Source organism: Thiomonas sp. X19, from assembly GCF_900089495.1.
In the GTDB taxonomy this organism is placed as follows: Bacteria; Pseudomonadota; Gammaproteobacteria; order Burkholderiales; family Burkholderiaceae_C; genus Thiomonas_A.
Genome location: NZ_LT605203.1, coordinates 102,292 through 126,522 on the forward strand (window position 1 = coordinate 102,292; position 24,231 = coordinate 126,522).

General features: G+C 62.4%; 24 protein-coding genes. 17 read left to right on the plus strand and 7 right to left on the minus strand.

Annotated features, from left to right (window positions below):
• Window positions 1-369: 369 nt before the first annotated feature.
• Window positions 370-1,089, minus strand: a complete 720-nt coding sequence (flgA, locus tag THIX_RS00680) for a flagellar basal body P-ring formation chaperone FlgA (protein ID WP_371412866.1) — start codon at window positions 1,087-1,089, stop codon at window positions 370-372.
• A 391-nt stretch (window positions 1,090-1,480) separates the two neighbouring features.
• On the opposite strand from flgA, the gene flgB reads away from it, so the two are divergent.
• The 15 genes from flgB (at window position 1,481) to THIX_RS00755 (ending at window position 19,403) form a co-directional block, all read left to right on the plus strand.
• Window positions 1,481-1,900, plus strand: a complete 420-nt coding sequence (gene flgB, locus THIX_RS00685; RefSeq protein ID WP_112484420.1) for a flagellar basal body rod protein FlgB — start codon at window positions 1,481-1,483, stop codon at window positions 1,898-1,900.
• 35 nt (window positions 1,901-1,935) lie between these two features.
• Window positions 1,936-2,352, plus strand: coding sequence for a flagellar basal body rod protein FlgC (gene flgC, locus THIX_RS00690; RefSeq protein WP_112484421.1), 417 nt, complete (start codon window positions 1,936-1,938; stop codon window positions 2,350-2,352).
• Between the two features lie 25 nt (window positions 2,353-2,377).
• Window positions 2,378-3,076, plus strand: a complete 699-nt coding sequence (locus tag THIX_RS00695; RefSeq protein WP_112484422.1) for a flagellar hook assembly protein FlgD — start codon at window positions 2,378-2,380, stop codon at window positions 3,074-3,076.
• Window positions 3,077-3,130: 54 nt separating this feature from the next.
• The gene (gene flgE / locus THIX_RS00700; protein ID WP_112484423.1) at window positions 3,131-4,366 is read left to right on the plus strand and encodes a flagellar hook protein FlgE; all 1,236 of its coding nucleotides are present in this window, start codon (window positions 3,131-3,133) and stop codon (window positions 4,364-4,366) included.
• A 102-nt stretch (window positions 4,367-4,468) separates the two neighbouring features.
• Entirely contained in the window at window positions 4,469-5,206 is a 738-nt protein-coding gene (gene flgF, locus THIX_RS00705; RefSeq protein WP_112484424.1) for a flagellar basal-body rod protein FlgF, read from the plus strand.
• 57 nt (window positions 5,207-5,263) lie between these two features.
• Window positions 5,264-6,049: a flagellar basal-body rod protein FlgG gene (gene flgG / locus THIX_RS00710; protein WP_112484425.1), complete on the plus strand. Its 786-nt coding sequence runs from the start codon at window positions 5,264-5,266 to the stop codon at window positions 6,047-6,049.
• 13 nt (window positions 6,050-6,062) lie between these two features.
• Window positions 6,063-6,749 carry a flagellar basal body L-ring protein FlgH gene (locus THIX_RS00715; RefSeq protein ID WP_112484426.1) on the plus strand — a complete coding sequence of 229 codons (687 nt, stop codon included), beginning with the start codon at window positions 6,063-6,065 and terminating at the stop codon, window positions 6,747-6,749.
• Between the two features lie 24 nt (window positions 6,750-6,773).
• Window positions 6,774-7,916, plus strand: a complete 1,143-nt coding sequence (locus THIX_RS00720) for a flagellar basal body P-ring protein FlgI (protein ID WP_112484427.1) — start codon at window positions 6,774-6,776, stop codon at window positions 7,914-7,916.
• Window positions 7,917-7,924: 8 nt separating this feature from the next.
• Window positions 7,925-8,992, plus strand: coding sequence for a flagellar assembly peptidoglycan hydrolase FlgJ (gene flgJ / locus THIX_RS00725; protein ID WP_112484428.1), 1,068 nt, complete (start codon window positions 7,925-7,927; stop codon window positions 8,990-8,992).
• A 65-nt stretch (window positions 8,993-9,057) separates the two neighbouring features.
• Window positions 9,058-9,483: a hypothetical protein gene (locus THIX_RS00730; RefSeq protein WP_112484429.1), complete on the plus strand. Its 426-nt coding sequence runs from the start codon at window positions 9,058-9,060 to the stop codon at window positions 9,481-9,483.
• 1 nt (window position 9,484) lies between these two features.
• The gene (gene flgK, locus THIX_RS00735) at window positions 9,485-11,488 is read left to right on the plus strand and encodes a flagellar hook-associated protein FlgK (protein ID WP_112484430.1); all 2,004 of its coding nucleotides are present in this window, start codon (window positions 9,485-9,487) and stop codon (window positions 11,486-11,488) included.
• A gap of 20 nt (window positions 11,489-11,508) precedes the next feature.
• A complete protein-coding gene (gene flgL, locus THIX_RS00740) occupies window positions 11,509-12,774 on the plus strand; it encodes a flagellar hook-associated protein FlgL (protein WP_112484431.1) in 1,266 nt (421 codons plus the stop codon).
• Between the two features lie 3 nt (window positions 12,775-12,777).
• A complete protein-coding gene (locus tag THIX_RS00745; protein WP_112484432.1) occupies window positions 12,778-17,094 on the plus strand; it encodes a rhamnan synthesis F family protein in 4,317 nt (1,438 codons plus the stop codon).
• 110 nt (window positions 17,095-17,204) lie between these two features.
• Window positions 17,205-18,509, plus strand: coding sequence for an EAL and HDOD domain-containing protein (locus THIX_RS00750; protein ID WP_112484433.1), 1,305 nt, complete (start codon window positions 17,205-17,207; stop codon window positions 18,507-18,509).
• 153 nt (window positions 18,510-18,662) lie between these two features.
• A complete protein-coding gene (locus THIX_RS00755) occupies window positions 18,663-19,403 on the plus strand; it encodes a flagellar brake protein (protein WP_112484434.1) in 741 nt (246 codons plus the stop codon).
• Here THIX_RS00755 and fliW read toward each other — a convergent pair.
• From fliW to motA, 6 genes are all read right to left on the minus strand, one after another.
• Window positions 19,383-19,913 (minus strand): flagellar assembly protein FliW, encoded by a 531-nt coding sequence (fliW, locus tag THIX_RS00760; RefSeq protein WP_158540760.1) that lies wholly within the window; start codon window positions 19,911-19,913, stop codon window positions 19,383-19,385. The two genes, THIX_RS00755 and fliW, sit on opposite strands and share 21 nt — an antisense overlap.
• A 34-nt stretch (window positions 19,914-19,947) precedes the next feature.
• Window positions 19,948-20,181: a carbon storage regulator CsrA gene (gene csrA, locus THIX_RS00765; RefSeq protein ID WP_112484436.1), complete on the minus strand. Its 234-nt coding sequence runs from the start codon at window positions 20,179-20,181 to the stop codon at window positions 19,948-19,950.
• Between the two features lie 15 nt (window positions 20,182-20,196).
• Window positions 20,197-20,661, minus strand: coding sequence for a flagella synthesis protein FlgN (locus THIX_RS00770; protein WP_112484437.1), 465 nt, complete (start codon window positions 20,659-20,661; stop codon window positions 20,197-20,199).
• Between the two features lie 67 nt (window positions 20,662-20,728).
• Window positions 20,729-21,055, minus strand: a complete 327-nt coding sequence (flgM, locus tag THIX_RS23280; RefSeq protein ID WP_158540761.1) for a flagellar biosynthesis anti-sigma factor FlgM — start codon at window positions 21,053-21,055, stop codon at window positions 20,729-20,731.
• Between the two features lie 136 nt (window positions 21,056-21,191).
• Window positions 21,192-22,175, minus strand: a complete 984-nt coding sequence (motB, locus tag THIX_RS00780; RefSeq protein ID WP_112484439.1) for a flagellar motor protein MotB — start codon at window positions 22,173-22,175, stop codon at window positions 21,192-21,194.
• 3 nt (window positions 22,176-22,178) lie between these two features.
• A complete protein-coding gene (gene motA / locus THIX_RS00785; protein ID WP_112484440.1) occupies window positions 22,179-23,039 on the minus strand; it encodes a flagellar motor stator protein MotA in 861 nt (286 codons plus the stop codon).
• A gap of 270 nt (window positions 23,040-23,309) precedes the next feature.
• Here motA and THIX_RS00790 point away from each other — a divergent pair, with 270 nt between their 5' ends.
• Window positions 23,310-23,738, plus strand: coding sequence for a response regulator (locus THIX_RS00790; protein WP_199195211.1), 429 nt, complete (start codon window positions 23,310-23,312; stop codon window positions 23,736-23,738).
• Window positions 23,735-24,229, plus strand: coding sequence for a chemotaxis protein CheZ (locus THIX_RS00795; RefSeq protein WP_112484441.1), 495 nt, complete (start codon window positions 23,735-23,737; stop codon window positions 24,227-24,229). The genes THIX_RS00790 and THIX_RS00795 overlap by 4 nt, the downstream gene beginning before the upstream one ends.
• Window positions 24,230-24,231 lie beyond the last annotated feature (2 nt).

The following is a 24,231-nucleotide window of genomic DNA, read 5'->3' on the forward strand; positions in this document are numbered from 1 at the left end:
TCGAGCCATACGAATGGCTACAGAGTCAGGGCTCTCAGCACCTTCATTTGGCCATGAATCCACAGCGTCCAGCCTGTCTCCCGCAGCACCGATCATGACCGGGTGCGGGGTGCTGGCTTCGATATTCGTTGTGATTGCCGCAGCCGACATGGGCACAGCTCCTAGGGATGATTGCTCAAAACAAGCAAACCTGGTGCCAGCCCAAGTCTTTACATAAGACAGCTTTGTTCTAAAAAATAGAATTATTGATGGTTATTTTAAAAATTTTCCAATCAATATTCTATTCGACGCAAATTTCCGGCGCCTGCGTCATGGATTTGACGGAATATGACTGGCCGACTTGGCATGACGATCGATTGCCCTGATTCGTCAAGGCCCCATCGCCACCATGATTTGTCCAGCCCCGTCGACAACGCCGGTGACGACCTTGCCGGATTGGACATTACGCGCCAGGATGGTTTGCCCCTGGCGCCCGTTTTCCATGGCCATACCCAAGGCCACCAGTCTCACCCCCTGACCCAGTGCGACCAAGGAAACCGACTGCCCATAGTGAATCAACTGCGGTCCGGCGAGCATGCCTTGGGTGACGCTCTGCCCGGCCGCCACGCTGTATTGCAGAACCCTGCCGATGGCCTGCGCCGGCTTGGTGATCGCGCCTGCGGGCAGGCTCGACAGGTCACGCTGCACGATGGCCAGATCGCCCTCGGTCAGCACATGCCCGGCACCAAGCGCCCGCGCTGCAACCACCGCCCCCTGCGGCCAAGCCACCTGAACCGGTAGATAGAGAGACCAGACCTGAGGTGTCAAACAGGCCACCTCGACGGTCTGCGCGCCGAAAGGGTTGGCAGCGCCGAAGTCACGCGCCTGCATATGCCCGCAGCGGGGAAAATGCAGGCCCTCCACAGGCCCCTGAACGGTGATGCGCGCATCTTGCGATTGTTGTGGCAGGCGACTTCGGACGAAATGCTCGACGACCTGGCGAATGCTTTCGGCGGGCTCCCAGGCCGTGGCATCAGCCGCTGCGGCCATGCTGGAAGCCCATAAACCTGCGCCAAAGACGGTGAACGTGACGAGCAGCAAGCAGCGCACTCCACGCCAAAGACCGGAGCACTGTTGCGAAGCTCTCGCCTGAACGCTCATCCAACCCACACCGCACATCTTCATGCTTCCTTTCGTCGCCAGCCAGCCTTCAATGGTTCGCAAGGCCGCGTCGATCCCGACCCGATTCCACCCCATGCGGGATTGACCATCCACCTCCATGCTGCAAGGTCCATACCACTGGAGCGCCAAGGTATTCGACTGGTGACCCAGTCCAGGAAGAAGCCGGAGTGAACCCAGCTTTGCCGCCGAAGCGGCAAAGCCTTGCCGCTCCTGTTGGGTGCCGCTGGCACGGATGGCCGCATGCAGGCAAGGGCTGACGTGGCGGAGGCACTGGCACGCTTCGTGCAGAAGACATGGCATCCACCGCCACGACCTGACCATGAACTCCGCCCTCGACCGCGCATTCGCACCGCTGCAAACCGCGCTGGACCTGCGCGCGTATCGACAGCAACTGCTGGCGGCGAACATGGCCAATGCCAATACGCCGCATTACAAGGCTGTGGACCTTGACTTCTCCGCTGCGCTTCAAAGTGCGCTCCAACAAACGCCCGGCCAGACCCAGGGTTCCCTGGCGCTGAAAGTTGAGCAATCCGGCCAACAACAAGGCACCCAGACCGCGAGCCCGGCAGCCGCCTTCGTCGCCTACCAGGCAGGCAATTCCGTGAGGCTCGATGGCAACTCGGTCGACATGAGCCGAGAACAGGCCTCATTCCAAAAGAACAGCATCCAGTACGAGGCCGATCTGACCTTCCTCACCGGCAAGATCAAGACGCTGACCTCTGCCATCACTGGCAACTGAACCCGAACTCCAAACTCCGGCCGCCGATCCCCGCCATGTCCCTGTTCACAGCACTCGATGTCGCCAACTCCGGCCTGAACGCCGAGAGCTACCGTCTCAACGTCGTGGCCAGCAACCTGGCGAACGCGAATTCGGCCACCAGCTCCAACGGCCAACCCTACCGTGCCCGCGAAGTGGTGTTCGCCGCGCAGCCGCTGTCCGGCCCGGGCGTTCCAGCGGGCGTCAATGGCGTGCAAGTGGCAGGGGTGGTGGAAAAGCCGGGTCCGATGAAAATGGTCTATGACCCGGGCAACCCGCTGGCCGACAAGCAAGGCTATGTGGCTTATCCGAACGTGAACCCGGTGGACGAGATGGTCAACATGATTTCCGCTTCGCGCGCTTACCAGGCCGACGTGAACGTGATGAACACCACCAAGAACCTGCTACTCAAAACCCTAGCCCTGGGCCAATGAGCCTGAACGCTTGAAGGACAACACCATGAGCATCCCTTCCATCGGCAGCAACACCTTTCTCTCATCGCTGCAGACGAGCAGCAGCAGCGGCACCTCCGGCAGCGGCACCAGCGGCGTGAGTGGACTGAGCAACGTCAATACCTTCTACAACCTGCTGGTCACGCAATTGACCAACCAGGACCCACTCAACCCGATGAGCAATTCAGACTTGTCGGCGCAATTGGCGCAGTTCAGCACCGCCAGCGGGGTGCAGTCCATCCAGCAATCCATGGCAGCGCTGACCGCGCAACTGGCGCAGTCGCAAGGTCTTCAAGCCGCCAATCTGGTCGGGCAAAACGTGGTGTTCGACAACAACTCGGTCAGTCTGGGAGCAAGTGGCGGCACCGCCGGGGGCTTCACCCTGGCCAACGCCGCGCAGAATGTGCAGGTTCAGATTCAGAACAGCGCGGGACAAGTCATCCAGACTTTGCAGCTCGGAGCCTTGCCTACCGGCGTGCAAACGTTCAACTGGAATGGAACCGATTCCAGCGGCAAACCCGCTCCAGCCGGCAATTACAGCTTCAACGTTCAGGCGACGGACTCTGGCGGCCAGAGCGTGGCCGCGATTCCCTTCGGGACAGGCAAGGTGCAGTCGGTGTACCTGAACGCCAGCAGTGGCCCCGCCCTGCAAATTCAAGGTCAGAGCGGCACGATTCCACTTGCGAGCATTCAAGGCGTGATGTAAGCGCCGGCAAAGCATCCCAGTACAGCACTGCACACCACCCATCCGGGAATATCGATGAGCACTTTTCAAACGGCACTCTCTGGCCTGCAAGCCGCCTCCACCGACCTGCAGGTGATGGGCAACAATATTTCCAACGCCAACACCGTGGGCTTCAAGGAGTCGAACGCTCAGTTCGCCGACGCCTACGCCTCGGCGATTGCAGGGACCGCACCAGCTGCTGGGCAGATCGGTATTGGCACGACCGTGCAGACCGTGGCCCAACAATTCTCGCAGGGCAATATCCAGACCACCAGCAACCCGCTGGACGTCGCCATCAATGGCACGGGTTTTTTCCAGTTCAACTACAACGGCGCAACCGTCTATGGCCGCAACGGCCAGTTCCAGATCGATCAAAACGGCCATATCGTGGATGCTGCGGGCGGCAAGCTCATCGGCACCCCTGCCGTGAGCGGCGCGCTGACCGGGGGTGCCGGCCCGTTGCGCGTCACGGCAACAATCCTGGCGCCGCAAGCGACATCAGGCTTGAGCATCGGCCTCAATCTGGACGCCGGAGCCACGCCGATTGCCAGCGGCACGGCATTCAACATCAACGACCCCACCAGCTACAACTACTCGACGAGTACGACGGTTTATGACAGCCTGGGGGCATCGCATTTACTGACGAGCTACTACCAGCTCACCTCCGGTGCGACGCCAACCTGGAACGTCTACTACTCGGCCAACGGCACAACGGCCTCGGGAGGCACCACCTCAGGATCGTTCGGAACCTTGCCGTTCACGTCCGCCGGAGCAGTCAGCGGCACGGTCAGCGGCACCATTGCCGGGCTGAACTGGGCCGATGGCGCTTCGAGCAGCACGATTGCCATCAATTTCGCCGGCTCGACCAATTACAGCGCGCCGTCGGCGGTGAGCAGCATCACCGATAACGGCTATGGCGTCGGCCAGCTCAGCAATCTGTCCATCAACCCCGGCGGGGTGGTCTATGGCGTCTACAGCAACGGCCAGTCGTCCATCCTGGGCCAGATCACGCTGACCAACTTCGCGGCACCGCAGAATCTGCAGCGCGTGGGCAACAATTACTACGCTGCGACCTACCAGTCTGGCCAACCGCTCACCGGGCAACCCAGTTCCAACGGATTGGGCACGCTCCAGGCCAGCGCAGTGGAACAGTCCAACGTCAACTTGTCGACACAATTGGTCGATCTGATCGTCGCTCAACAGGCCTACCAAGCCAATGCCCAGACCATCAAGACACAGAATCAGGTGGTCCAGACCTTGCTTGCTTTGTAAGCGAGCAGCCCCGGAACGCCGCAAGCGGCGCCAGCCCCAATCGAATCTCGATCCTTGGGGTGGCTCTTCGATTCAATCGCAAGCCCGACCGAAACTTGACTCATGGATACCCTTTGGATTGCCGCCAACGGCGCTCGCGCCATCCTGCAGCGGCAGGACGTGGTCACCAACAATCTGGCCAATGTCAACACCACCGGCTACCGCGCAGCGGAGGCCCAGTTTCGCGCCTTGCCCGTGTATGGCGAACCACTGCCGAGCAATGCCTACGTGACCACGCAAGGCAATCGTGCTGACTTCCAGCAAGGTCCGGTCAATCACACCGGGCGCAATCTCGATGTCGCGATCAAGGGGCCCGGTTGGATTGCGGTGCAGGCCCAAAACGGCGATGCCGCCTACACCCGCAACGGCGATCTGCAGGTATCCAGCAGCGGCATCCTGAGCACGAGCGACGGTCACCCGGTTCTCGGCCAGGGAGGCGCACCGATTTCACTGCCGCCGCTGCAATCGGTGCAGATCGGCGCCGACGGCACCATCTCCGGCGTACCTGTCGGTGGCCAGCCCAACGCCTTGGTTGTGGTCAACCGCATCCAACTCGTCAATCCGCCTGCCACGCAAATGCAGCGTGGGGCCGACGGCCTGTTCCGCGACGCCAAGGGCCCTGCCCAGCAGGACGGTTCAATGCAACTGGACGTGGGTGCGCTTGAAGGCAGCAACGTCAATCCGGTACAGGCCCTGATCCAGATTCTCGACAACTCCCGCGCCTTCGAAATCCAAACCAAATTGATGCAGACGGTGGACCAGAACCAGCAGGCCGCAACGCAGTTGCTGAATGTGAGCTGATGGCGGCTTCGCCTCAAGTCCTGTCCTTATCGACGCCCTTCGAATGAGACCTCTCCCATGATCCGCTCCCTCTATATCGCCGCCACCGGTCTGCAAGCCCAGCAGACGAGCATGGATGTGATTTCCAACAATCTGGCCAACGTCAACACCACGGGCTTCAAGAGTGCGCGGACCGTGTTTCAGGACCTGCTCTATCAAAACCTGACGCAGCCCGGGGCGCAGTCATCGCAGACCACGCAATACCCTTCGGGCCTGCAACTCGGCACCGGCGTGACCCCGATCGCCACCGAACGGCTGATGACCGAGGGCAATCTGACGCAAACCGGCAACTCGCTCGACGTGGCGATCAACGGTCAGGGGTTCTTTCAGGTGCTGCAGCCTAATGGCACCATTGCCTACACCCGGGACGGGACCTTCCAACTCAGCAACCAGGGGCAGCTCGTCACGTCCAACGGTTACCTGATACAGCCCACCGTCACCATTCCTGCAAGTGCACAGAGCATCACCATTGGCAACGATGGCACGGTGTCAGTCACCTTGCCTGGGCAAGCGGCGCCGCAGCAGGTCGGCACCTTGCAGCTCGCCAGCTTTGTCAACCCCACTGGGCTGCAAAGCATAGGCACCAACCTCTATCTGCAAACAGGCTCCTCCGGCAGCCCCAATACCGGTCAGCCCACACTCAATGGCCTGGGTTCGGTGCAACAGGGTTATCTCGAATCGTCGAACGTGAACGTGGTCTCTGCACTGGTGGACATGATCTCCACGCAGCGTGCTTACGAGATCAACAGCAAAGCAGTGCAGGCCTCTGACCAGATGCTGCAGTACGCCGAGCAGAACATCTGAGCCGGCTCCGCATATGCGCACCCATGTCGGCACTGTTGTCGTATCGTTGCTGGCGCTGCTGCTCGGCGCTTGCGCCGACATGCCCGGCCGCATGGCCAACGAACAGCTCAAGCCCCTGCCCGTTCCGGCGATGCCCGAGGCCATGAACGCGCACGCCGCCAATGGCTCGATCTGGCAACCCGGAACGAACGTGACTTTGTTCGAGGACACGCGCGCGCACCGCGTGGGCGATCTGATCACGGTGTTGATCCAGGAAAATGCCAACGCCACCAAGTCCACCAACACCACCATCAACAAGTCCGACAGCGTGAGTGCCGGTCTCACCAGCTTTTTCGGCGTCGTTCCAACCATCGGTGCTTACAGCCCCAGCATTGGCGCCACCTCGGCACAGAAGTTCGGCGGTAACGGCGCCACCGCGCAAAGCAACACCTTCACCACCACCTTGCAAGCCACTGTGGTTCAGGTGATGAGCAACGGCAACCTGGAAATTTCCGGCCAGAAGGAAGTGATGCTCAACGGCGGACACGAATTCGTTCGCGTGGTCGGCGTCGTGCGCGCGGCCGACGTCTCGCCGCAAAACACCGTTTCCAGCACACAGATTGCCAATGCTCGCGTCGAATACAGCGGCAACGGCAGCGTCTACGCCGCGGCCAAGGTGCCCTGGTTGACCAGTTTCTTCCTCTCGCTATGGCCGTTCTGAACGACACGTGACCAACACGATCTCATGCAAATCCTAAGCGCACCGTCTCGCTCGCGTTCCGGCCTTCTGAACCGGCTGCTGTTCGCCCTGACCCTGCTTGCTGCCAGCACGACGGCCCAGGCCATGGCGATTCGCGACCTCACCAGCGTGCAAGGCGTGCGGGTCAATCAGCTGGTGGGCTACGGGCTGGTGGTGGGCCTGTCGGGTACCGGCGATCAGGCGACCCAGGTCCCTTTCACGACCCAGTCGCTGCTCAACATGTTCCAGCGTCTGGGCATCAATCTGCCGCCGAGCGTGGCGTCGAACCTGCAGCCCAAAGACGTGGCCGCGGTGATCGTGACCGCCCAGCTTCCGCCCTTCTCTCAACCTGGACAGACCATCAACGTCACGGTCTCGGCCGTTGGCAATGCATCCAGCCTCGCCGGAGGCACCTTGCTGATGACTCCGCTCAAGGGCGCCGACAGCCAGACTTACGCGGTGGCGCAGGGCAATGTGGTGGTCAGCGGTTTTGGCGCCTCATCGGGGGGCAACAGCACACAAGTCAACTTTCTCACTGCCGGCACGGTGGCCAACGGCGCCACCGTGGAACGCGCGGTCGCCAATCATTTCGACCAGCCCGGGCCGCTCACCCTGGCGCTCAATACCCCGAGCTTCGGCACGGCAAGCCGCATTGCCGACCGCATCAACCAGCAATATGGCGCTAATACGGCCGTGGCCTTGAATGCGGGCATGGTGCAAGTCAGCGCACCCGCCAATCCGGGTGCGCGTACCGGTTTTCTAGGCAGTCTGGAAGCGCTCGACGTTTCCCCGGAAACCCCGCCAGCCAAGGTGGTGATCGACGCTCGCAGTGGAACCGTGGTGCTGGGGCAGAACGTGACGCTGGGGTCCTGCGCGGTGGCGCACGGCAATTTGTCGGTGACGATCAACACCCAATATGAGGTGAGTCAGCCCAACCCGCTTGGTGCCGGGCAGACCGCCGTGGTACCGACGACCAACGTGAAAGCGAAGGTGGACAAGGCCAACTTGCTGATGTTCAACCCTGGCGTGACGCTGGAGGCTGTCGTGCGTGCCCTCAATGCCGTGGGCGCCACGCCGAATGACCTGATCGCCATCCTGCAGGCGATGAAGGCCGCGGGAGCCCTGCATGCGCAACTCGACGTGATCTGAGGCCGGCGATGCAAACCCCTATCCTGCCCCTGGCCCCTCTGCCGCCAACGATTCCAGCGGCCGCCAACAGCCTCTCGTTCCAGGGGCTGAACCAGCTTTCAGCCGCAGCCAAGGCCGACCCGCACAACCCGCAGGCGATCAAGGCCGTGGCGCAGCAGTTCGAGGCGCTGCTGATGCAGCAGATGCTCACCGTGATGAACGCCACCAGCCTTGGTCCCGATCTGCTCGGTGACACTTCCGGGCCGATGTTCAAGTCACTCTTCACGCAGCAGCTCGCCACCACCATCAGCCAGGGGCAAGGCATTGGTCTGGCCAGCTTTCTGGCCAAGGAACTGGCCACGCGCTACGGCACTGCACACCCAGTCCACCCGGGCAAGGCGAGCGGCCCGACATCCGGCACGAACATGCCCGGCGCTCTGCCGCAGGCCGCCGAGTCGACGCCACGGCCCCACGCCACCACCGCATCCGCAACCGCCACGACGCCGTCGCGCGGCACAGTCCGTCCAGGCAGCGCCGTTGCGATCACGCACGCGCCAGGCAATGGGACGCAAACATCCGAGGGCAACACAGCCCCGCCCACGCTACTGGACAAGGCGCAGGCTTTCATCCAGTCCATCCTGCCCAGCGTGCAGTCGGCGGCCACGGCGCTGAAGGTCAGCCCGATTGCAATTCTGGCCCAGGCAGCTCTGGAAACGGGTTGGGGCAGCCACGCTCCGGGCAATAACCTGTTCGGTATCAAGGCGGGTGCCAGTTGGCAAGGCGGGACATTGACATCGATCACCAGCGAAGTGAGCGATGGAGTCTCGCACCTGGGCGAAGCCGCCTTCCGCGCCTATCAGAGCGCCTCCGACAGCGTGCAGAACTACGCGCAGATGCTGCTCGGCTCTTCACGCTTTCAGAACGTGCGCGGCCAAGGCGGCGATATTGCCGGCTTTGCCGCAGCCTTGCAGCGCAGCGGCTACGCCACCGACCCGCATTACGCCAGCAAACTGCTGGCCGTGGCGCAAAGCCCGACCATGCGCGGGGCGCTCGCGGCGCTTGGCCTGCAGGACGGCTCAAGTTTGGCCGCACGGTGACGTTAGAACAGCCAAAGTACCGACTCAATGCGACCCGCAATCCAGCGACTCCCGGCCCGGCAGCAATGACGAACACCCCTCCCTTGGACGAAGCCCGCTTGGTTGCAGCGCTCGCCGACGTGCTGCGCCAGAAGCGGCAAGCCCTGCTGGACGACGATCCGGCGCTTCAAGCCTCAACGGCATCCGCTGCCGCAAGAGTGACGCCCGATTGGCTCGCACCCATCTGGCAACCCCTGCTCGACGAGCTTGATCGCTGTACAGCGCGCCGGCAACAGGCCGGGGACAAACCTGCGGTGTCGACCGAACTCGCAGCGCGGGTGAACGCACTGCGCCAGGAATATGAAGGGTTGCAGCACACCCTGACGGTGTGGAGCGCAGCCATTCGGCAGGCACTGGAGCAATCGTCGCAGCGCCTGCCAGAGCCGGTGTACGGCCCGGCCTACGGCCGTTTCCATTCTTCCACGCAGCGCCAAACTCTGGGGCGAGGCTGAAATGTCCGGCATCAGCGGCCTCGTCAGCAACTCCCTTACTGGCCTGCAAGCGGCGCAGGAGGCGCTGCAGGTCACGGGCAACAATATTGCCAACGTCAACACCCCCGGCTACAGCCGTGAACAGGCGATCCAGTCCGCCCAGCCGCCCACGCTGCTGGGCGGGCTGTATCTGGGCAACGGCACCCAGGTTGAAACCGTCACTCGCAGCTACAGCAGCTATCTGCAGTCCCAGGTCTGGAGCACCACGGCCACGGCCAGTGGTGCCAACACCTTGAACACCCAACTGCAACCCATCGTCAATCTGCTGGCTGGAACCGGCTCGGGCCTGAGTACGGCAATCAACCAATTCTTTGGCAGCGGCGTCGCGCAAGTGGCGGCCAACCCATCGGACATCCCCTCGCGCCAAAACCTCATCAGCCAGGCGCAAGGACTGGCTCAGGCCATGCAGGGTTCGGCCCGGCAGTTGCAGGACGCGGCCAGCGGCGTGAACCAGCAAATCGGGCAGAGCATCACCACGATCAACAGCTTGACGCAGCAGATCGCCCAGCTCAACATCCAGATCAACAACCTGTCGGGCTCGGGGCAGGCACCCAACACCTTGCTCGACCAGCAAAACCAACTGGTCACCCAACTCTCGGCCCAGGTCGGCATCAACGTGCTGCAACAGGGCAACCAGGTGAATGTGTACACCGGGAATGGCCAGGTCTTGGTGGCCGGCAACCAGTCCTACGCGCTCAAGACGGCACCAAATTCCTATGACCCGACGCAGATCGAGGTGGCCTATGCCAGTAGCGGCGCCATCATCTCCTCGGGCTTGCAAGGCGGCAACCTCGGTGGCCTGCTGCAGTTCCGCAGCCAGGTGCTGCAACCGGCACAGAACGCTCTCGGGCAGATTGCCGATGGGTTGGCGCAGGCCATGAATTCGCAACAGGCGCAGGGGCTGAACCTGAGCGGCACGTTCGGAGCGGCAATGTTCTCGACGGGGAACCCGCAAGTTCTGTCCAGCAGCAGCAACACCGGCTCCGCCCAGATCTCGGCCAGCATCGTCAACACCAGCGGATTGACCGCATCCGATTATCTGGCACGCTTTGACGGCGCAAACTGGACGGTGACGAACCTCTCGAGTAAGCAGGTCATCACCTCGGGCAGCGCCTTGCCCCTGAGTTTCGATGGTGTGCAACTCACCCAAGCCAGTGGCACGCCAAAGAATGGTGACAGTTTTCTGATTGAACCCACGCGTTACGGCGCGCTGAATTTCCAGTCGCTCTTGACAGCCCCATCCGCCATCGCTGCAGCCTCGCCCTATGTCAGCAGTGCCGGATCCGTTCAAAGCGGTGGCGTGCTGGCCAACTCCAACCTCGGCAATCTGACACTATCTGCGGGCAGCTTTACAGCCACGAGCGGCAGCGCCAGCGTCAATCTCTCGAACACGCTCGCCAGTCCGCCCGTGCCACTGCAGCTCACACTCACCAGCAGCGGAGTCAGCGGCGGCACGGTCACCTTTCAGGTCACATCGGGCAGCGGCGCCACATCCGGCGTGGTCGGCTCAGGGAACCTGACCCTGGGCACCAGCGGTACGACCCTCGGCATCAACTACCCGAACACCCCCCCAGGGGGGCAGTGGCAGGTCACCTTGAGCGGCAGCACCGCCGCATCCGGCGATGCTTTTACTCTCACGCCCAGTGGCCCAGGCAATGGCAACAACGCCCAGGCCATGGCTGCACTGCAAACGGCCAAATCCTTGAACGGCGGCACAACCTCGTTGGAGGGTGCCTACGGTCAACTCGTCAGTCAGGTTGCGAGCCAAGGCAGCCAAGCGCAAAGCTCGTTGTCCGCAGCAGCAGCCGTGGTGCAACAGGCAAGCGCGGCGCAGCAATCTGTTTCCGGCGTGAATCTTGACCAAGAGGCGACAAACCTCATTCAGTACCAGCAGGCTTATCAGGCCGCAGCCAAGGCCATCCAGGTCGGCAACAGCCTGTTTCAGTCGCTGATCCAGGCGCTGTAGAGCGAGCCGGGGAGCACGTCATGCGCATCAGCACACCGCAGTTCTACGCCGCCAGCCTGAGCGGCATCCTCAACCAGCAGAACACGCTCAATACCCTGAGCCAGCAGCTGTCGACCGGCAACGCCCTGGTCAACCCGTCCGACCAACCCGTGGCCGCGGCGCAGAACATCACGCTCACCGGGCAGATCAACCGCCTGGCCAGCTACCAGCAGAACGGCCAGAACGCGCAGAACGCGCTGCAGCTCGAAAGCTCGACCCTGCAAAGCGTGGGCACCCTGGTCGACCAGGTGCGGCAACTCGCCGTGCAGATGAACAACGCAACCGTCAACACGCAGGATCTGCAAAACGCCGCCGCCACCATGCAGGGCTATCTGCAGCAGTTGGTGCAGTACGGCAATACCCAGGACGGCCAGGGCAACTATCTCTTCGCCGGCAGCAAGAGCCAGGCCCAGCCCTTTTCCCTGCAGCCCAATGGCCAGGTGCAGTATCTGGGCGACGGCAGCCAGAACCAACTGGCCCTTGGCCCCAGCCTTCAAACCTCCGTGGGCGACCCCGGCAATGCGCTGTTCATGAACGTGCCGGGCGGCAACGGAACCTTCTCCGTGGCCGCCTCCGGCGGCAACACCGGAAACGCCACCGCAGGCCCGGGCAGCGTGAACAACCCGGCGCTTGCGCAGCAGGTGCTGCTGGTCGACGGCACGCAATACCAGATCAGCTTCAGCGGCACGGCCGCAAGCGGCGGCGCCATCAGCTATACGGTCACCAGCGGCACCGGCTCGAGCATGGCCGGCTCCGGGGTGGTCAGCAGCGGCACGTATACCGACGGCATGAGCATCAGTCTGCCACCTGGCAGCGGCGCGGCCATCAGCGTCCCCATCCAGGGCACGCCAGCGGCAGGAGACACGTTCACCATCGCGGGCGCCGGTCCGCAAAGCCTGTTCGCCACCTTCCAGGCGCTGCAGCAGGCGTTCACCACCACGGCGCAAACCCCCGGCGCCAACGCCCAGCGCGCCCAGGCCATCAGCAACGTCCTGGCCAGTCTGGACCAGAACCAGACCCATCTGCTCAGTGCCCAGGCCGCCATCGGCAGCCGGCTGCAGCAGGTGCAGGCGGTGCAGACCCAGAACGCCAGCCTGACCCTGCAACTGCAAACCCAGCAGTCGCAACTGGCCGACATCAACTACCCTCAGGTCATCTCCCAGTACCAGCAAAGCCTCACCGCGCTGCAGGCGGCGCAAAAGGCTTTCGTGCAGGTGCAAGGGCTCAGCCTGTTCCAATACATCTGACACATGACATCGAGCCAGACCCATCTTTGGGAGTCCATCGACAGCGCTGAAGAGACCGGGATCGGGGCTTATCACAGCAACCCACGCGCTGATCTGCTGAGTCTATTGCGGCAGCCACCACGCCGAGTCCTCGACGTCGGCTGCGCATCCGGCGCGATGGGGGCTTGGCTCAAACGCCAATTTCCCAAAGTGGAACTCTGGGGCATCGAGGCCAACCCCCATGTCGCCCGCCAGGCGCAGGCGCACTACCACCGTGTCATGCCGGGCTTGCTGGAAGACGTCGATCTGGCGGCCCAGGGGCTGCAGGCCGCGAGCCTCGACACCCTGGTTCTGGCCGATGTCCTCGAACACATGCGCAACCCATGGCGCGCGCTGCACGCCCTGCGGCCCTGGCTGTCCGGTGACGCGCAGGTCCTGATCAGCCTTCCCAACGCCCGCAACCTCTGGCTGCTCAACGAGCTGGCCGAGGGCCGCCTGACCTACGAGCCATCCGGCATTCTCGACATCACCCATCTGCGGTTCTTCACCCGCGACGAGGGCCAGCGCATGCTGGAGCAGACGGGGTACACGGTCGAGGCCGTCAGCTACGGACCCGACAGCCGTTTTTTCCAGACCCCGCGCCCAGCCGCCTTCCCCGCCAACCTCGAAACCGAGCATCTGGTGCTCAAGAACGTCGATGCCGACGAGTACCAGCAACTCATCAGCCTGCAGATTTTTTATCGCGCCCGCTCGCAACCCGCCGAATCCCGCGTGTTCATTCCCACCCGCGCAGCCATGCCGGCGTCCGCGGCCGGCCATGCCGAATCCCGCGTGTTGCGCGCCGGCCAGCAGCAAGGCACGGGAACGGCCGTCCTGCTGCACCTCTACTACCCCGAACTCTGGCCCGAATTCGCCCGGATGCTGGCCGCGCTGCCCGAGCCCAAGGATCTGTATATCTCGCTCAGCGCGGGGCGTGAGGATGTTCTGGACGACATCGCACGCGACGCCCCGCAGGCTTTTGTTCTCAGCCACCCTAACCGGGGCCGCGACATCGCGCCGCGTCTGGCCTTGTTGCGCCATGCACGCACGAAGCGTTATGACCAGTTGCTGTTTCTTCACGGCAAAAAATCCCCCCATCTACGCGAAGTCCAGAACATCCAGATCCCGTTCCTCCAGCATCGGGATGGTGATCGCTGGCGCCAGGAACTGATGGCCGCGTTGCTGGGAGCGCCGCTGCAGGTCCAGTCCGCTTTCGCGCGTAACCCCAGGCTTGGATTGATCGGGCCTTCGGGCTTCTGGCTCGGCCTGCGCGGCGACCCCAATCTGCCACGCCTGGCCGGGCTGACCCAACGCATGGGCATCGCCCCCGATGTCTCGCGCCATGGCTATTTCGCCGGGTCCATGTTCTGGTGCCGTCCTCAGGCGCTGGATCCCTTGCTGGCGCTGAATCTGAGCGAAGCCGATTTCGACGCGGAGGAAGGCCAGATCGATGCGACCTTGGCGCATGCCGTGGAGCGCTTGTTCGCGCTGAGCGCCGAGAAAGCCGGCTTTCAGATTGCCGATACCGCCGGCAACATCCTGGCCGAACCTCCGCGGCCCATCCATCCCTGGCTGCCCGAAGGCCGCTGGCTGCCCCGGGAAAAGGACTGGGCGCTGCAGACCATCGGCGGCTGGGCCAGCGCCAAGCCGCCGCCGCGATTCGCCCTCGCCTTGCTCCCGCATGCCACCCAGCCTGCCCAGGCCACGGCCGCCAGCCTCGACGCGCAGTGGCTCGGCGCACAGGCTCTGAACCTTCCGCAAGCGGAATCGGCTGTTGCATTGCTGCATGCGGCCAACCAAGCGCTGAAAGACAACGGCGCGGATTGGCTTGGCCTGGTCGACGCCGGCGACCAACTCGCGCCCGACGCGCTGTTCCGCATAGCCCATGCCGTGCGCGAGCATCCGGAATGGCAACTGGTCTACACCGACGAGGACAACCTCACGCCCGACGGCCAGCATGTCAACCCGCATTGCAAGCCGGACTTCAATCTGGACTATCTGCGCAGCCTGCCCTACGTCGGCGGACTGATGCTGGTGCGGCGCGACCTGTTCGCGGCCCTGGGGGGATTCGACGCCGCGCACGAAGGCGCCGAGGACTACGACCTCGCGCTGCGCGCCTGGGAGCATCTGCACGCCACGGGGGCGGGGGATGCCGCGATTGGCCATGTGCCCGAGGTGCTGTACCACCGGCTGCAGGGTTCCGGGCACACGCGCAAATCGGTCCCGGAGATTCTGGCTGCGGGCCAGGCTGCGCTGGAGCGGCATTTCCAGCGCCTGGGCATCGCCGCGACGGTCCAGCCCGGACCTTTCCCGCCCGCGTTCCGCGTCCACTGGCCCTTGCCCGAAGTCAAGCCGCTGGTGTCCATTCTGGTGCCGACGCGCGACCAGTTGCCCATGCTGCAGCGCTGCATCGAGTCCTTGATCGAGAAGACGCGCTGGCCGCGCTATGAAATCCTCATCATCGACAACGACAGCCAGGCTGACGATGCTTGCAAATACCTGGCCGCGATCGAGGCCAAGGAGGCCGAACTCGGCGACCGTCTGCGCGTGATCCGCCAGCCCGGTCCGTTCAATTTCTCGGCGATGAACAACACCGCGGCGCGTGCGGCGCGCGGCGACTATCTGCTGCTGCTGAACAACGACACCGCGGTGCTGCACGAGGACTGGCTCGACGAGATGATGGGCCATGCCCTGCGCCCGGACGTGGGCATCGTCGGCGCCAAGCTGCTGTACCCGGACGGCAAGATCCAGCATGCCGGCGTCATCCTCGGCATGCGGGGCCCGGCCGAACATCCCTTCATCGCCCGCGCGCCCGAAGACCGCGGTTATTTCGGTCGCGCCCAATTGACGCAGAACTATTCCGCCGTCACAGGTGCATGCCTGCTCGTGCGCAAGAGCGTGTACGGGCAAGTTGGCGGACTGGACGAAAACGACTTCAAGGTGTCGTACAACGACATCGACCTGTGCCTGAAGGTGCGCGAAGCCGGCCTGCGCGTCGTCTGGACACCCTATGCCCTGCTGATGCACGAAGGCTCGGCGAGTCAGAAAGGCAAGGTGGAACAAGAGGCCCCCAGCCCGCCGCAAGCGGCGGTCGCCCCACGAGGGGGTGAGAAAACCTTGGGACGGCCCGGCGGTTTTCTCCAAGCCAAGAAGCCGGACGAGGCCAAGCTCAGGCGCTTTGCTGCCGAGAAGGATGCGATGTACGCCAAATGGCTGCCGAAGCTGGCGTTCGACCCGGCCTACAACCGCCACCTCAGCCTGGCCAGCACCGACTTTCTGCTGGAAGATCAGCCGCCCCTGAGCTGGGATCCGGCCTGGCACCCGCGTCCGCGCATCCTGGTACACCCCGCTGACCGCGAAGGTTGCGGCGAATATCGAATCATCGCGCCGATGCGTGCGCTCAACCGCGCTGGCGTCACTCAGGGCTGGGAAACCATGCGCCTGTACGAGCCCGCGGAAATGGAGCGCATGCAGCCCGACAGCCTGGTGGTGCAACGCCAGATGGAATGGCCGCAGATCGAGGCGCTGGAACGACACGCGCGCACCAGCAAGGCATTTCGCGTGTTCGAGATTGACGATCTCATCACCAATCTACCGCTCAAGAGCGTGCACAAAAGTAGCATCCATAAAGACATCGCCAAGCGCTTCCGCAAGGCCGCCGGCCTGTGCAACCGCTTGGTCGTGGCCACTGAGCCACTGGCGAAGGCCTATGCCGGGTTCAGTGACGAGGTGGTGGTCATGCCCAACTATCTGGAAGCCGCGCGCTGGGGTGCCCTGCAGCCGGTTCGCGCCGAGCGAGCCCGGCCGCGTGTGGGCTGGGCGGGCGGCATCGGGCACACCGGAGATTTGGAACTCATCGTCGATGTCGTGCGGGAAACAGCCGCCGAGGTGGACTGGGTGTTCTTCGGCCTGTGCCCGGAGGCACTCAAGCCGCTGGTGAAGGAATTTCACCCGGGCGTGCCGCTGGACCAGTACGCGGCCAAGCTCTCCAGCCTGGATCTGGACCTCGCTGTCGCTCCCCTTGAAGACAACGCGTTCAACGCAGCCAAGAGTCATTTGCGTCTTCTTGAATACGGCATCCTTGGCTATCCGGTGATCTGCTCGGATCTGCCGCCTTATCAGGGGGATTTCCCGGTGACCCGCGTGGCCAATCGCTTCCGCGACTGGAGTCGCGCCCTGCGTGACGCCATCGCCGACCGCGCCGCATTGCGCGCCCAGGGCGACGCATTGCGCGCCAAGGTACTGGCCCATTGGATGATGGAAGACCACCTCGATGCCTGGCTCAAAACCTGGACGGCCTGAGCCCACGAACACCCGCTCGAGTCTGGCCACTGCGGCGGTGCTGCGGGCTGATAGCATCGAAACCGAACTGAAACTTCCTCACATCGCCAGCATCCCAGCACCATTTCAGCATGCAGACCCCCGCCGAATCATCTGCCCAATCGACATCGCCAAGCCTCGTCAGCGAGCAGGCTGCTGTCAGTAACGACGATAGTTACACCTATATCGCACGCCAGCCGATCGTCGACCGGCAGCAGCACATCACAGGTTACGAGTTACTGTCGCGCGCCACGGCCACCAGTACGGAGGCGCCCGCCACCCACACGCGCGCTTCCGACACCGCTTTCCTGTTCAACGCGCTGTCGAACATCTCTTCGGAAAATCTGTTTGGCGACAAGCTGGCCTTCATCAACGTGCGGCTGGATGACTTGAGCGGTGAGCATTTCGACATCGTGCATCCTGAACGCATCGTGCTTGAGTTGCCGCGCGCCACGAGTGATGATGCGCAGCTCATTGCCGAGGCGCTGCCCCGTATGCTGGCGCTACGCGAACGTGGTTTTCGGTTGGCAGCGGGAACTTTTGCGGCAACGGCCCCCTATGCGGCATGGCTACCGACGCTGAGCTTCCTGGAGGTGGATGTGCGAGCACTGCCGGTCGGCGTCGTTCCTGCACTGATGCGCAAGGTCGAGCACCTGCGCAACCTCAAGCTCATTGCCGAGAAAGTGGAAACGGTTCAGGCTTTCCGTGAATTCTTCGACGCGGGCTTCCATTTGTTCCAGGGCTATTACTTCGCCCGACCACAGACCGTGAGCGCCAAGGTCTTTAACCCGGCCTACTCCACGGTCCTGCAGCTCATCAACCTGGTCAACAAGCAAGCCGAGATTCCGCGCATCGAAGAAGTGCTCAAGCGCGACCCGGCTCTGTCGTTCAAGCTGCTGCGCTACATCAACTCATCGGGATTTGGGCTGATGTCGGAAATCACCTCGTTCCGCCATGCTGTGATGATCCTGGGCTATAAGAAGCTGTTCCGCTGGCTGGTGCTGTTGATGGCGACAACCCCGGGCAACAGCGCCGCATCCGCCATCGCAGGCAACGCCATCACACGCGGCCGCATGATGGAGCTTCTGGTGCAAGGCTCCCTTTCGGCGGAAGATGTCGACAACGCATTTGTCGTTGGCGTGTTCTCCATGCTCGACGTCATGCTCGGCGTGCCGTTGGACAAGGCACTCGAGGAAATTTCCCTGTCCGAGTCCATCACCATGGCCCTGAAGCGTCATCATGGCATTTTCGGGCCATACCTGCAGATTGTCGAAGCCTGCGAACAACAGAACTGGATGGATGTCGATCTTCACATCAGCTTGTTGGGTCTGAGCCGCCAGCGCGTCACCTCTTCTCACCTGGAAGCTCTGGCCTGGTCTGACAGCCTGGGAATCTAGGGCCTGTTAACGCTATTTCTCCACCTGCGACGGGGGACTGGGCAGATGCAGTGCAAGGCGCAAGCCGCAATGCGCTGCCCAGCCCCCCGTCTGGGGGCAACGCAGGTGGAGAAATAGCGTGAACAGACCCTAAACCCATTCCCAAGTACGAAGATGCGTGAAGTTGCCAACAAGCTGTTCAAAGACGAGTTCCGTCTGACCACGCACCAGAAAGCCGAACATGTTCTGGGCAAGATTGCCCGAACCCGCGAAGCACTGGCCGTGATTCCGAGCGAACACGCCGAGGAGTTCACCTCGCTGCTGCTGCACCTCGACCGGAAGAATGAAGAACTCATCATTGACGAGCTCAACCCCGCGCACGGCAGCAGGCGCGTGGCTGAAGGTCAGCCCTTTTTCTGCCTGGGACGCTCGGATGGGGTTTACGTCGGATTTCAGAGTCACTTGATTCAGGCCGTCGACTGGGAAGGCTATGGTGCGCTACGCATCGCCTACCCCGAAACCACCTATTACCTGCAGCGACGCGGCCACTACCGTGTGTTGGTGAATGCTGGCGATGCCGGACAGGTTGAATTGCAACGCCGCGGCGCCCGCCCCGTCCGGGGGCAATGTCACGATCTCAGTGGCAGTGGCATGCGCATCCTGCTCACCTCACCCACGGATTTCGCGCTGACCCAAGGCGAATACATTCCTCTGGTGCGCTTCGACCTGGACGGTGTGGAGCTGGCCAGCGAGGCGCAAGTCCGATTCGTTGGCGCCATCCGCAGCAACAAGGTGAGACAGCCGGTGCGCCCCGTCGGCATCCAGTTCCTGAACATGACCCCAGCGTTCGAACAGCGCATCATGAACTATGTGCAGCACCGCGACCGCCAACTGCTACGGGAAGGTAGAACCTGATTCACGTCCGACTTCCCCAGTGCCAACCCCGGCAGCAGCAGGCTCGGCCAGGCACTGCACCTGCACGATACGGGGTTGCATGGTGGCATCCGGCCATGCGCTGGACGCCCCCGTCCACAGGCCCTCTCCTAGCACTTGTTCCGGCTCGTACACATATTGCACGAACCTGGCATGCGCCACGTCGAACAAAAGTGGCGCCAAGCGATGCACGCGCAGTGCATCGCCCGGTCTGTGCGGCAGGATGACGAGCACGCTTGGCGGCGCATCGAACCCGGCCAGATCGGCATCAGTCGGGGGTTGAAAACTCAGGCCAAAGCAGGATGCATCCACGATCAGGAAGGCCAGTTCGAGTGCTTCCAGCGACTGCAGCCAGATGAATGGCCCCTGCCCCGCCTGCCGTAACAACGCGAACTCGCGCAAGGCCTCGAAACCCGGCATGGGCTGGGCGCAAACCCAGCGTTGCTCGGGGGCAATGTCCTGCGGGCCGAATCGGGTGGAGCAAATCGTCACGTCAATGGTCTCGGAATGGTCGCCGTAGGGCTGCTCAACGCGGCGTCTTGGTGCCTTCCAGCCAGGCATCGAGCGTACCCTGGTCCGGAGCCTGCGCCTGCTGATTAAGATCGCTGACCAAGGTGTAGAGCTCTTCGCGCAGGATGCGCAATTGTTTCGGCCCTTCGATGCCCAACCTCACCTTGCCGCCGCCAACATGGACAACGACGATACGGACGTCCTGCCCGATGCGGATCGCTTCGCCGGCATGACGACTGAGAATGAGCATGCTGGCTAGCAGCCGTCAGGCGCTGGCCAAGGTCTTGCTGGCCTGATGACCGCCAAGCGCCTGACCATATGGCCCATACACGCCCGCAGCCTCGGCGGCGGGAATGCCACGCAAAATATCGAGCGCGCCCCGAGTGTTGCGGATAAGCGCGGAAACGACCAGTCCATTACGCTGGTTAGCCGCCGTCACGGCCTGGGCCAGCTCCCGGATTTTGCGGGATCGGGCGGCATGGTCCAACGCCATGGGTGCTGGGGGATCGTGTAACAGCCCCGACCCAGCTTCATCTGCGCATCGCGCTCTCGCCAGTTCAAGCTGTTCCAGTTCGCCGCAAATGGCCAGCTTGCGTGCGGCCAGAGCCGGAAGCTCGGTCGTATTTCCGGCGAGCATGGCCTCCAGCTCAGCTTGCAAAACCTGACCAATGTTTTCAAGCAACCGATATTGCGATTGCAAGATGGAATCGAGTTGTTCACGCTGCATCATGGCCGTGCCTGTGGCTGGACTTCTGGCTGCAGCATACCTGCTCACAGTGGGGAGGCGATTGGATGATTTATTGGCCCGTGGCCTTTTGCAGCGCCTGACTATCGCGCAACAGTCCCTGGGCAATTTTCTGGGTATTGACCGTGTACTGGCCCGAGGCAACGGCCGCTTTCAGTTCGGAGATGCGCTGGTCTGAAGCGCCTGCGACCGGGGCCGAAGAGGCGGTATTGAGCAAGCGGGCAGAGTTCGAGATCGAAACCATATCGCCTCCGGCCGAGACCCCAGCCGCACTGGCGCCCGACGACTTGGCGGCGTCGTTGCCATGTTTGGTGCCAAGTTCGACCTTCCGCGTGCTTCCACTCGTCGGGCTCGTGATGGAATTCTGGATGGGATTCATCGCTGACATACTCCTAGTATCCGATCTGACGACACAATCTGGCAGGACTTGAACATAAAGTACATGGCAGGCCGCGCACCGGGCTTCCAGCCGCCGCGGGCGGTGGTGCGGCAATCGCGCCCTGCAAAGCCGGCAATCACACCAACCCTCCTGCTGCAACTGAAGCTGTCGCCGGAGCGGCTGCCGCAACTCCAGCTGTTTGACCTGCATGCTGGATTTGTGCCTGCGCTTGTGCCGAAGTACCCGCCGTCTGCTCGGCACCCTGGTCCGCAAGGATACGAGCGTAAGCCTGCTTGGACAAGACCACGATGCTCACCCGCCGATTGAGCGGCGAATTCGGGTTTTTCGGCTCGTAGGGTGCGGCCGAGCCCATGCCGACAACGCGCAGAACTTTGGCCTCATCCAGGCCAGATTGCACCAACACCTGCCGTACCGCATTCGCCCGATCCGCCGACAGGTTGTAATTGCTGTAGCCCTTGCCCTGGTTCTGATAGCTGAGCGCATCGGTATGCCCGGTGATGCTGATGTGGTTGGGCAACCGGTTCAGCGTCGGCCCGATGTCCTGGAAGATCGTTTGGGCGTAGCTTTCCAGCCCGGCCCCACCCAGGCTGAACATCGGCCGCTTGTCGCTGTCGACCACCTGGATGCGCAAGCCCTCAGGGGTGATGTCGATCAGGAGTTGCGAACGAAATGCGTTGAGCTGGGGATTGGCTTCGATTTGTGATTCCAAAGCCTTTTTCAACGCTTCGAGGTTCTGCTTGTCGATCTGTTCCTCGCGCATGGTCGTCGCATTCGGCGCCACGGTTTTTCCCGGCGTTGCGCCATTGCGGATCTGGCCGGCGGTGCGCGTCAAATCGGTACCGCCACCCTGGATCACCGAGGTTGCTGAACCAGCGCCCGAACCGCCTTCGAGCGACACCTTCTCCGGGTTCTGGAAATACTCGGCAATGCCCTGCAGTTGCGCTTTGGTGGTCGAGCCCAGCAGCCACATCAACAAGAAAAACGCCATCATCGCCGTGACGAAGTCGGCATAGGCGATTTTCCAGGCGGTGCCGTGCCCGCCACCGCTGACCTTCTTGATCTTCTTGATGACGATCGGCCGTGGCTTCGCGTCGGCCATGGTTCATTTCCCCTTGGCTTCGCGCAGATGCGATTCGAGTTCACTGAAGCTCGGCCGCTCACCCGAGAACAGCACCTTACGGCTGAATTCCACGGCCACCTGGGGAGGGTAAGCATTCATCGTCGCCAGCAAGGCAACCTTGATGCATTCCAGCATTTTGGTGCCTTCATGGGCACGATCCTCCATGCGCGAAGCGACTGGCGCAAGGATGGCATAACCGATCAAGATGCCCAGGAAGGTTCCTACCAGCGCAGCGCCCACCAACTCGCCCAGAACCGCTGGCGGCTTGTCAACCGAGGCCATGGTATGCACCACGCCCATCACCGCCGCGACGATACCGAAGGCCGGCATGCTGTCCGCGGTACGCGTCATGGCGTGGATGGGAATTTCCATCTCGCGGTGATGCGTTTCGATGTTGACGTCCATCAGGTTTTCCATTTCCATCACGCCCAGGTTGCCACCGATCATCAAGCGCAGGTAATCGGTGATGAATTCCAGCACATGGTGGTCGGCCGAGAGCAGTGGGTATTTTTTGAAAATCTCGCTGTTCTTCGGATCTTCCACATCGCCTTCAATCGCCATCAAGCCGTTCTGCCGCATGCGGGTGAACAACTCATTGAGCAGCGACAGCAACTCCAGATAAGCGGCCTTGGAATAGGTCGTGCCCTTCATCGCCATGGGCAGGGCCTTGAGTGTGGCCTTGAATGATTTCGGGAACGTGGACGCGAAAAATGCGCCGAAGGCTCCCCCCCCGATCATGAGTAATTCGAAAGGCTGCAGCAACGCCCCGACATGCCCGCCTTCCAGCACATAACCGCCAAAAATCGCGCCGAGGGACAGGACATAACCGATCAATAAATACATGGCGGCAGCAGCTGGAAAAGTTGTGATTGACGGGTCTGGCGGCCGGTGGCGCAGGCTGTTTCAGCCTTGCTCGGCCTTCGCGGCAAGTAACGACACGAAACACCGTGGCTTGAGCGCACTCATGGCATCCTAAGCCCAGCTTTTCCCAGTGAGCAAGCCGCGCTTGGTGCAGAGCGTCGCCTTAGCCCCCTTGCTGCGCAACACCAACACCATTCCTGTCGCACCCGCCATCAAGTCCGCCCGAGTTGTGCCGTCATCACTTGCAAGCCCATGTTTCGCGACTTGTCTTGGAGTGCGTCCTTGAAATTTCTTGTTGTTGACGATTTCCCCACGATGCGGCGCATCGTTCGGGGTCTGCTGATGCAGACCGGACATGTCACCGGCACCATCGACGAGGCCGAGGACGGCGTACAGGCCTTGAAGCGCATCCAGGCCGGAGGCATTGAGTTTGTCGTGACCGACTGGAACATGCCCAATATGCAGGGTATCGATCTGCTGCGCCATATTCGCGCCTCGGACGATGCGACCATCCGCGCCTTACCCGTGCTCATGGTGACGGCTGAGGCGAAGAAAGAGAACATTCTGGTCGCAGCGCAGGCGGGGGTGAACGGCTATATCGTCAAACCCTTCCCGGCCGACACACTGAAAACCAAGATTGACGCCATCCTTCAGCGGCTCAATGGAGTGCAGACGTCATGAATGACCCAGTGGCCCAACAAGCGCTGCCCTCTGCCGCCGTTCATAACCTGCGCGAGGCCGACGCGCTGCTGACGGAAGGCGTGCAACGCATCATGCACGCTTCCCACGATCTTCCCGGCGCCAGCCATCCACTGCAGGAAGCTTTGGCCTTGAGCGAGCAGCAAGCCATGGCGACGCTGGAAGCGGTGGAGGCCGCACAGTTGGAAGTGGCCGCAATTCGAGCCACCAACGGCGACTTCATCGACACCCGACTGGACCTTCTGGACGCGCATCTGCAAGCCATCCTCACCAGTCAGCAGGGCCAGGACTTGGCCGGCCAGAGACTGAAAAAAACCATCTCCCTGCTGCAAGCCGTGGAGCAGCGCATCCAGGACGCGTTGCTGCACCTCGGTTACGTGCAAGGCGAGGCCGCTGCTGCCGACGACACCTTCAGCGGCCAACGCATGGACCAGAGCAACGTCGATGACCTGCTCGCCGAACTCGGAATCTGAGG

Coding starts and splice junctions, on each gene's coding strand:
- flgC (WP_112484421.1), top strand. CDS start 1,936: ATGTCCCTGTTCACAGCACTCGATGTCGCCAACTCCGGCCTGAACGCC.
- motB (WP_112484439.1), bottom strand. CDS start 22,175: ATGGCCGACGCGAAGCCACGGCCGATCGTCATCAAGAAGATCAAGAAG.
- flgE (WP_112484423.1), top strand. CDS start 3,131: ATGAGCACTTTTCAAACGGCACTCTCTGGCCTGCAAGCCGCCTCCACC.
- flgK (WP_112484430.1), top strand. CDS start 9,485: ATGTCCGGCATCAGCGGCCTCGTCAGCAACTCCCTTACTGGCCTGCAA.
- THIX_RS00795 (WP_112484441.1), top strand. CDS start 23,735: ATGAATGACCCAGTGGCCCAACAAGCGCTGCCCTCTGCCGCCGTTCAT.
- THIX_RS00770 (WP_112484437.1), bottom strand. CDS start 20,661: ATGATGCAGCGTGAACAACTCGATTCCATCTTGCAATCGCAATATCGG.
- THIX_RS00715 (WP_112484426.1), top strand. CDS start 6,063: ATGCGCACCCATGTCGGCACTGTTGTCGTATCGTTGCTGGCGCTGCTG.
- THIX_RS00730 (WP_112484429.1), top strand. CDS start 9,058: ATGACGAACACCCCTCCCTTGGACGAAGCCCGCTTGGTTGCAGCGCTC.
- flgL (WP_112484431.1), top strand. CDS start 11,509: ATGCGCATCAGCACACCGCAGTTCTACGCCGCCAGCCTGAGCGGCATC.
- motA (WP_112484440.1), bottom strand. CDS start 23,039: ATGTATTTATTGATCGGTTATGTCCTGTCCCTCGGCGCGATTTTTGGC.
- THIX_RS00750 (WP_112484433.1), top strand. CDS start 17,205: ATGCAGACCCCCGCCGAATCATCTGCCCAATCGACATCGCCAAGCCTC.
- flgF (WP_112484424.1), top strand. CDS start 4,469: ATGGATACCCTTTGGATTGCCGCCAACGGCGCTCGCGCCATCCTGCAG.
- THIX_RS00755 (WP_112484434.1), top strand. CDS start 18,663: ATGCGTGAAGTTGCCAACAAGCTGTTCAAAGACGAGTTCCGTCTGACC.
- flgG (WP_112484425.1), top strand. CDS start 5,264: ATGATCCGCTCCCTCTATATCGCCGCCACCGGTCTGCAAGCCCAGCAG.
- THIX_RS00695 (WP_112484422.1), top strand. CDS start 2,378: ATGAGCATCCCTTCCATCGGCAGCAACACCTTTCTCTCATCGCTGCAG.
- flgJ (WP_112484428.1), top strand. CDS start 7,925: ATGCAAACCCCTATCCTGCCCCTGGCCCCTCTGCCGCCAACGATTCCA.
- csrA (WP_112484436.1), bottom strand. CDS start 20,181: ATGCTCATTCTCAGTCGTCATGCCGGCGAAGCGATCCGCATCGGGCAG.
- flgM (WP_158540761.1), bottom strand. CDS start 21,055: ATGAATCCCATCCAGAATTCCATCACGAGCCCGACGAGTGGAAGCACG.
- THIX_RS00720 (WP_112484427.1), top strand. CDS start 6,774: ATGCAAATCCTAAGCGCACCGTCTCGCTCGCGTTCCGGCCTTCTGAAC.
- flgB (WP_112484420.1), top strand. CDS start 1,481: ATGAACTCCGCCCTCGACCGCGCATTCGCACCGCTGCAAACCGCGCTG.
- THIX_RS00790 (WP_199195211.1), top strand. CDS start 23,310: ATGTTTCGCGACTTGTCTTGGAGTGCGTCCTTGAAATTTCTTGTTGTT.
- THIX_RS00745 (WP_112484432.1), top strand. CDS start 12,778: ATGACATCGAGCCAGACCCATCTTTGGGAGTCCATCGACAGCGCTGAA.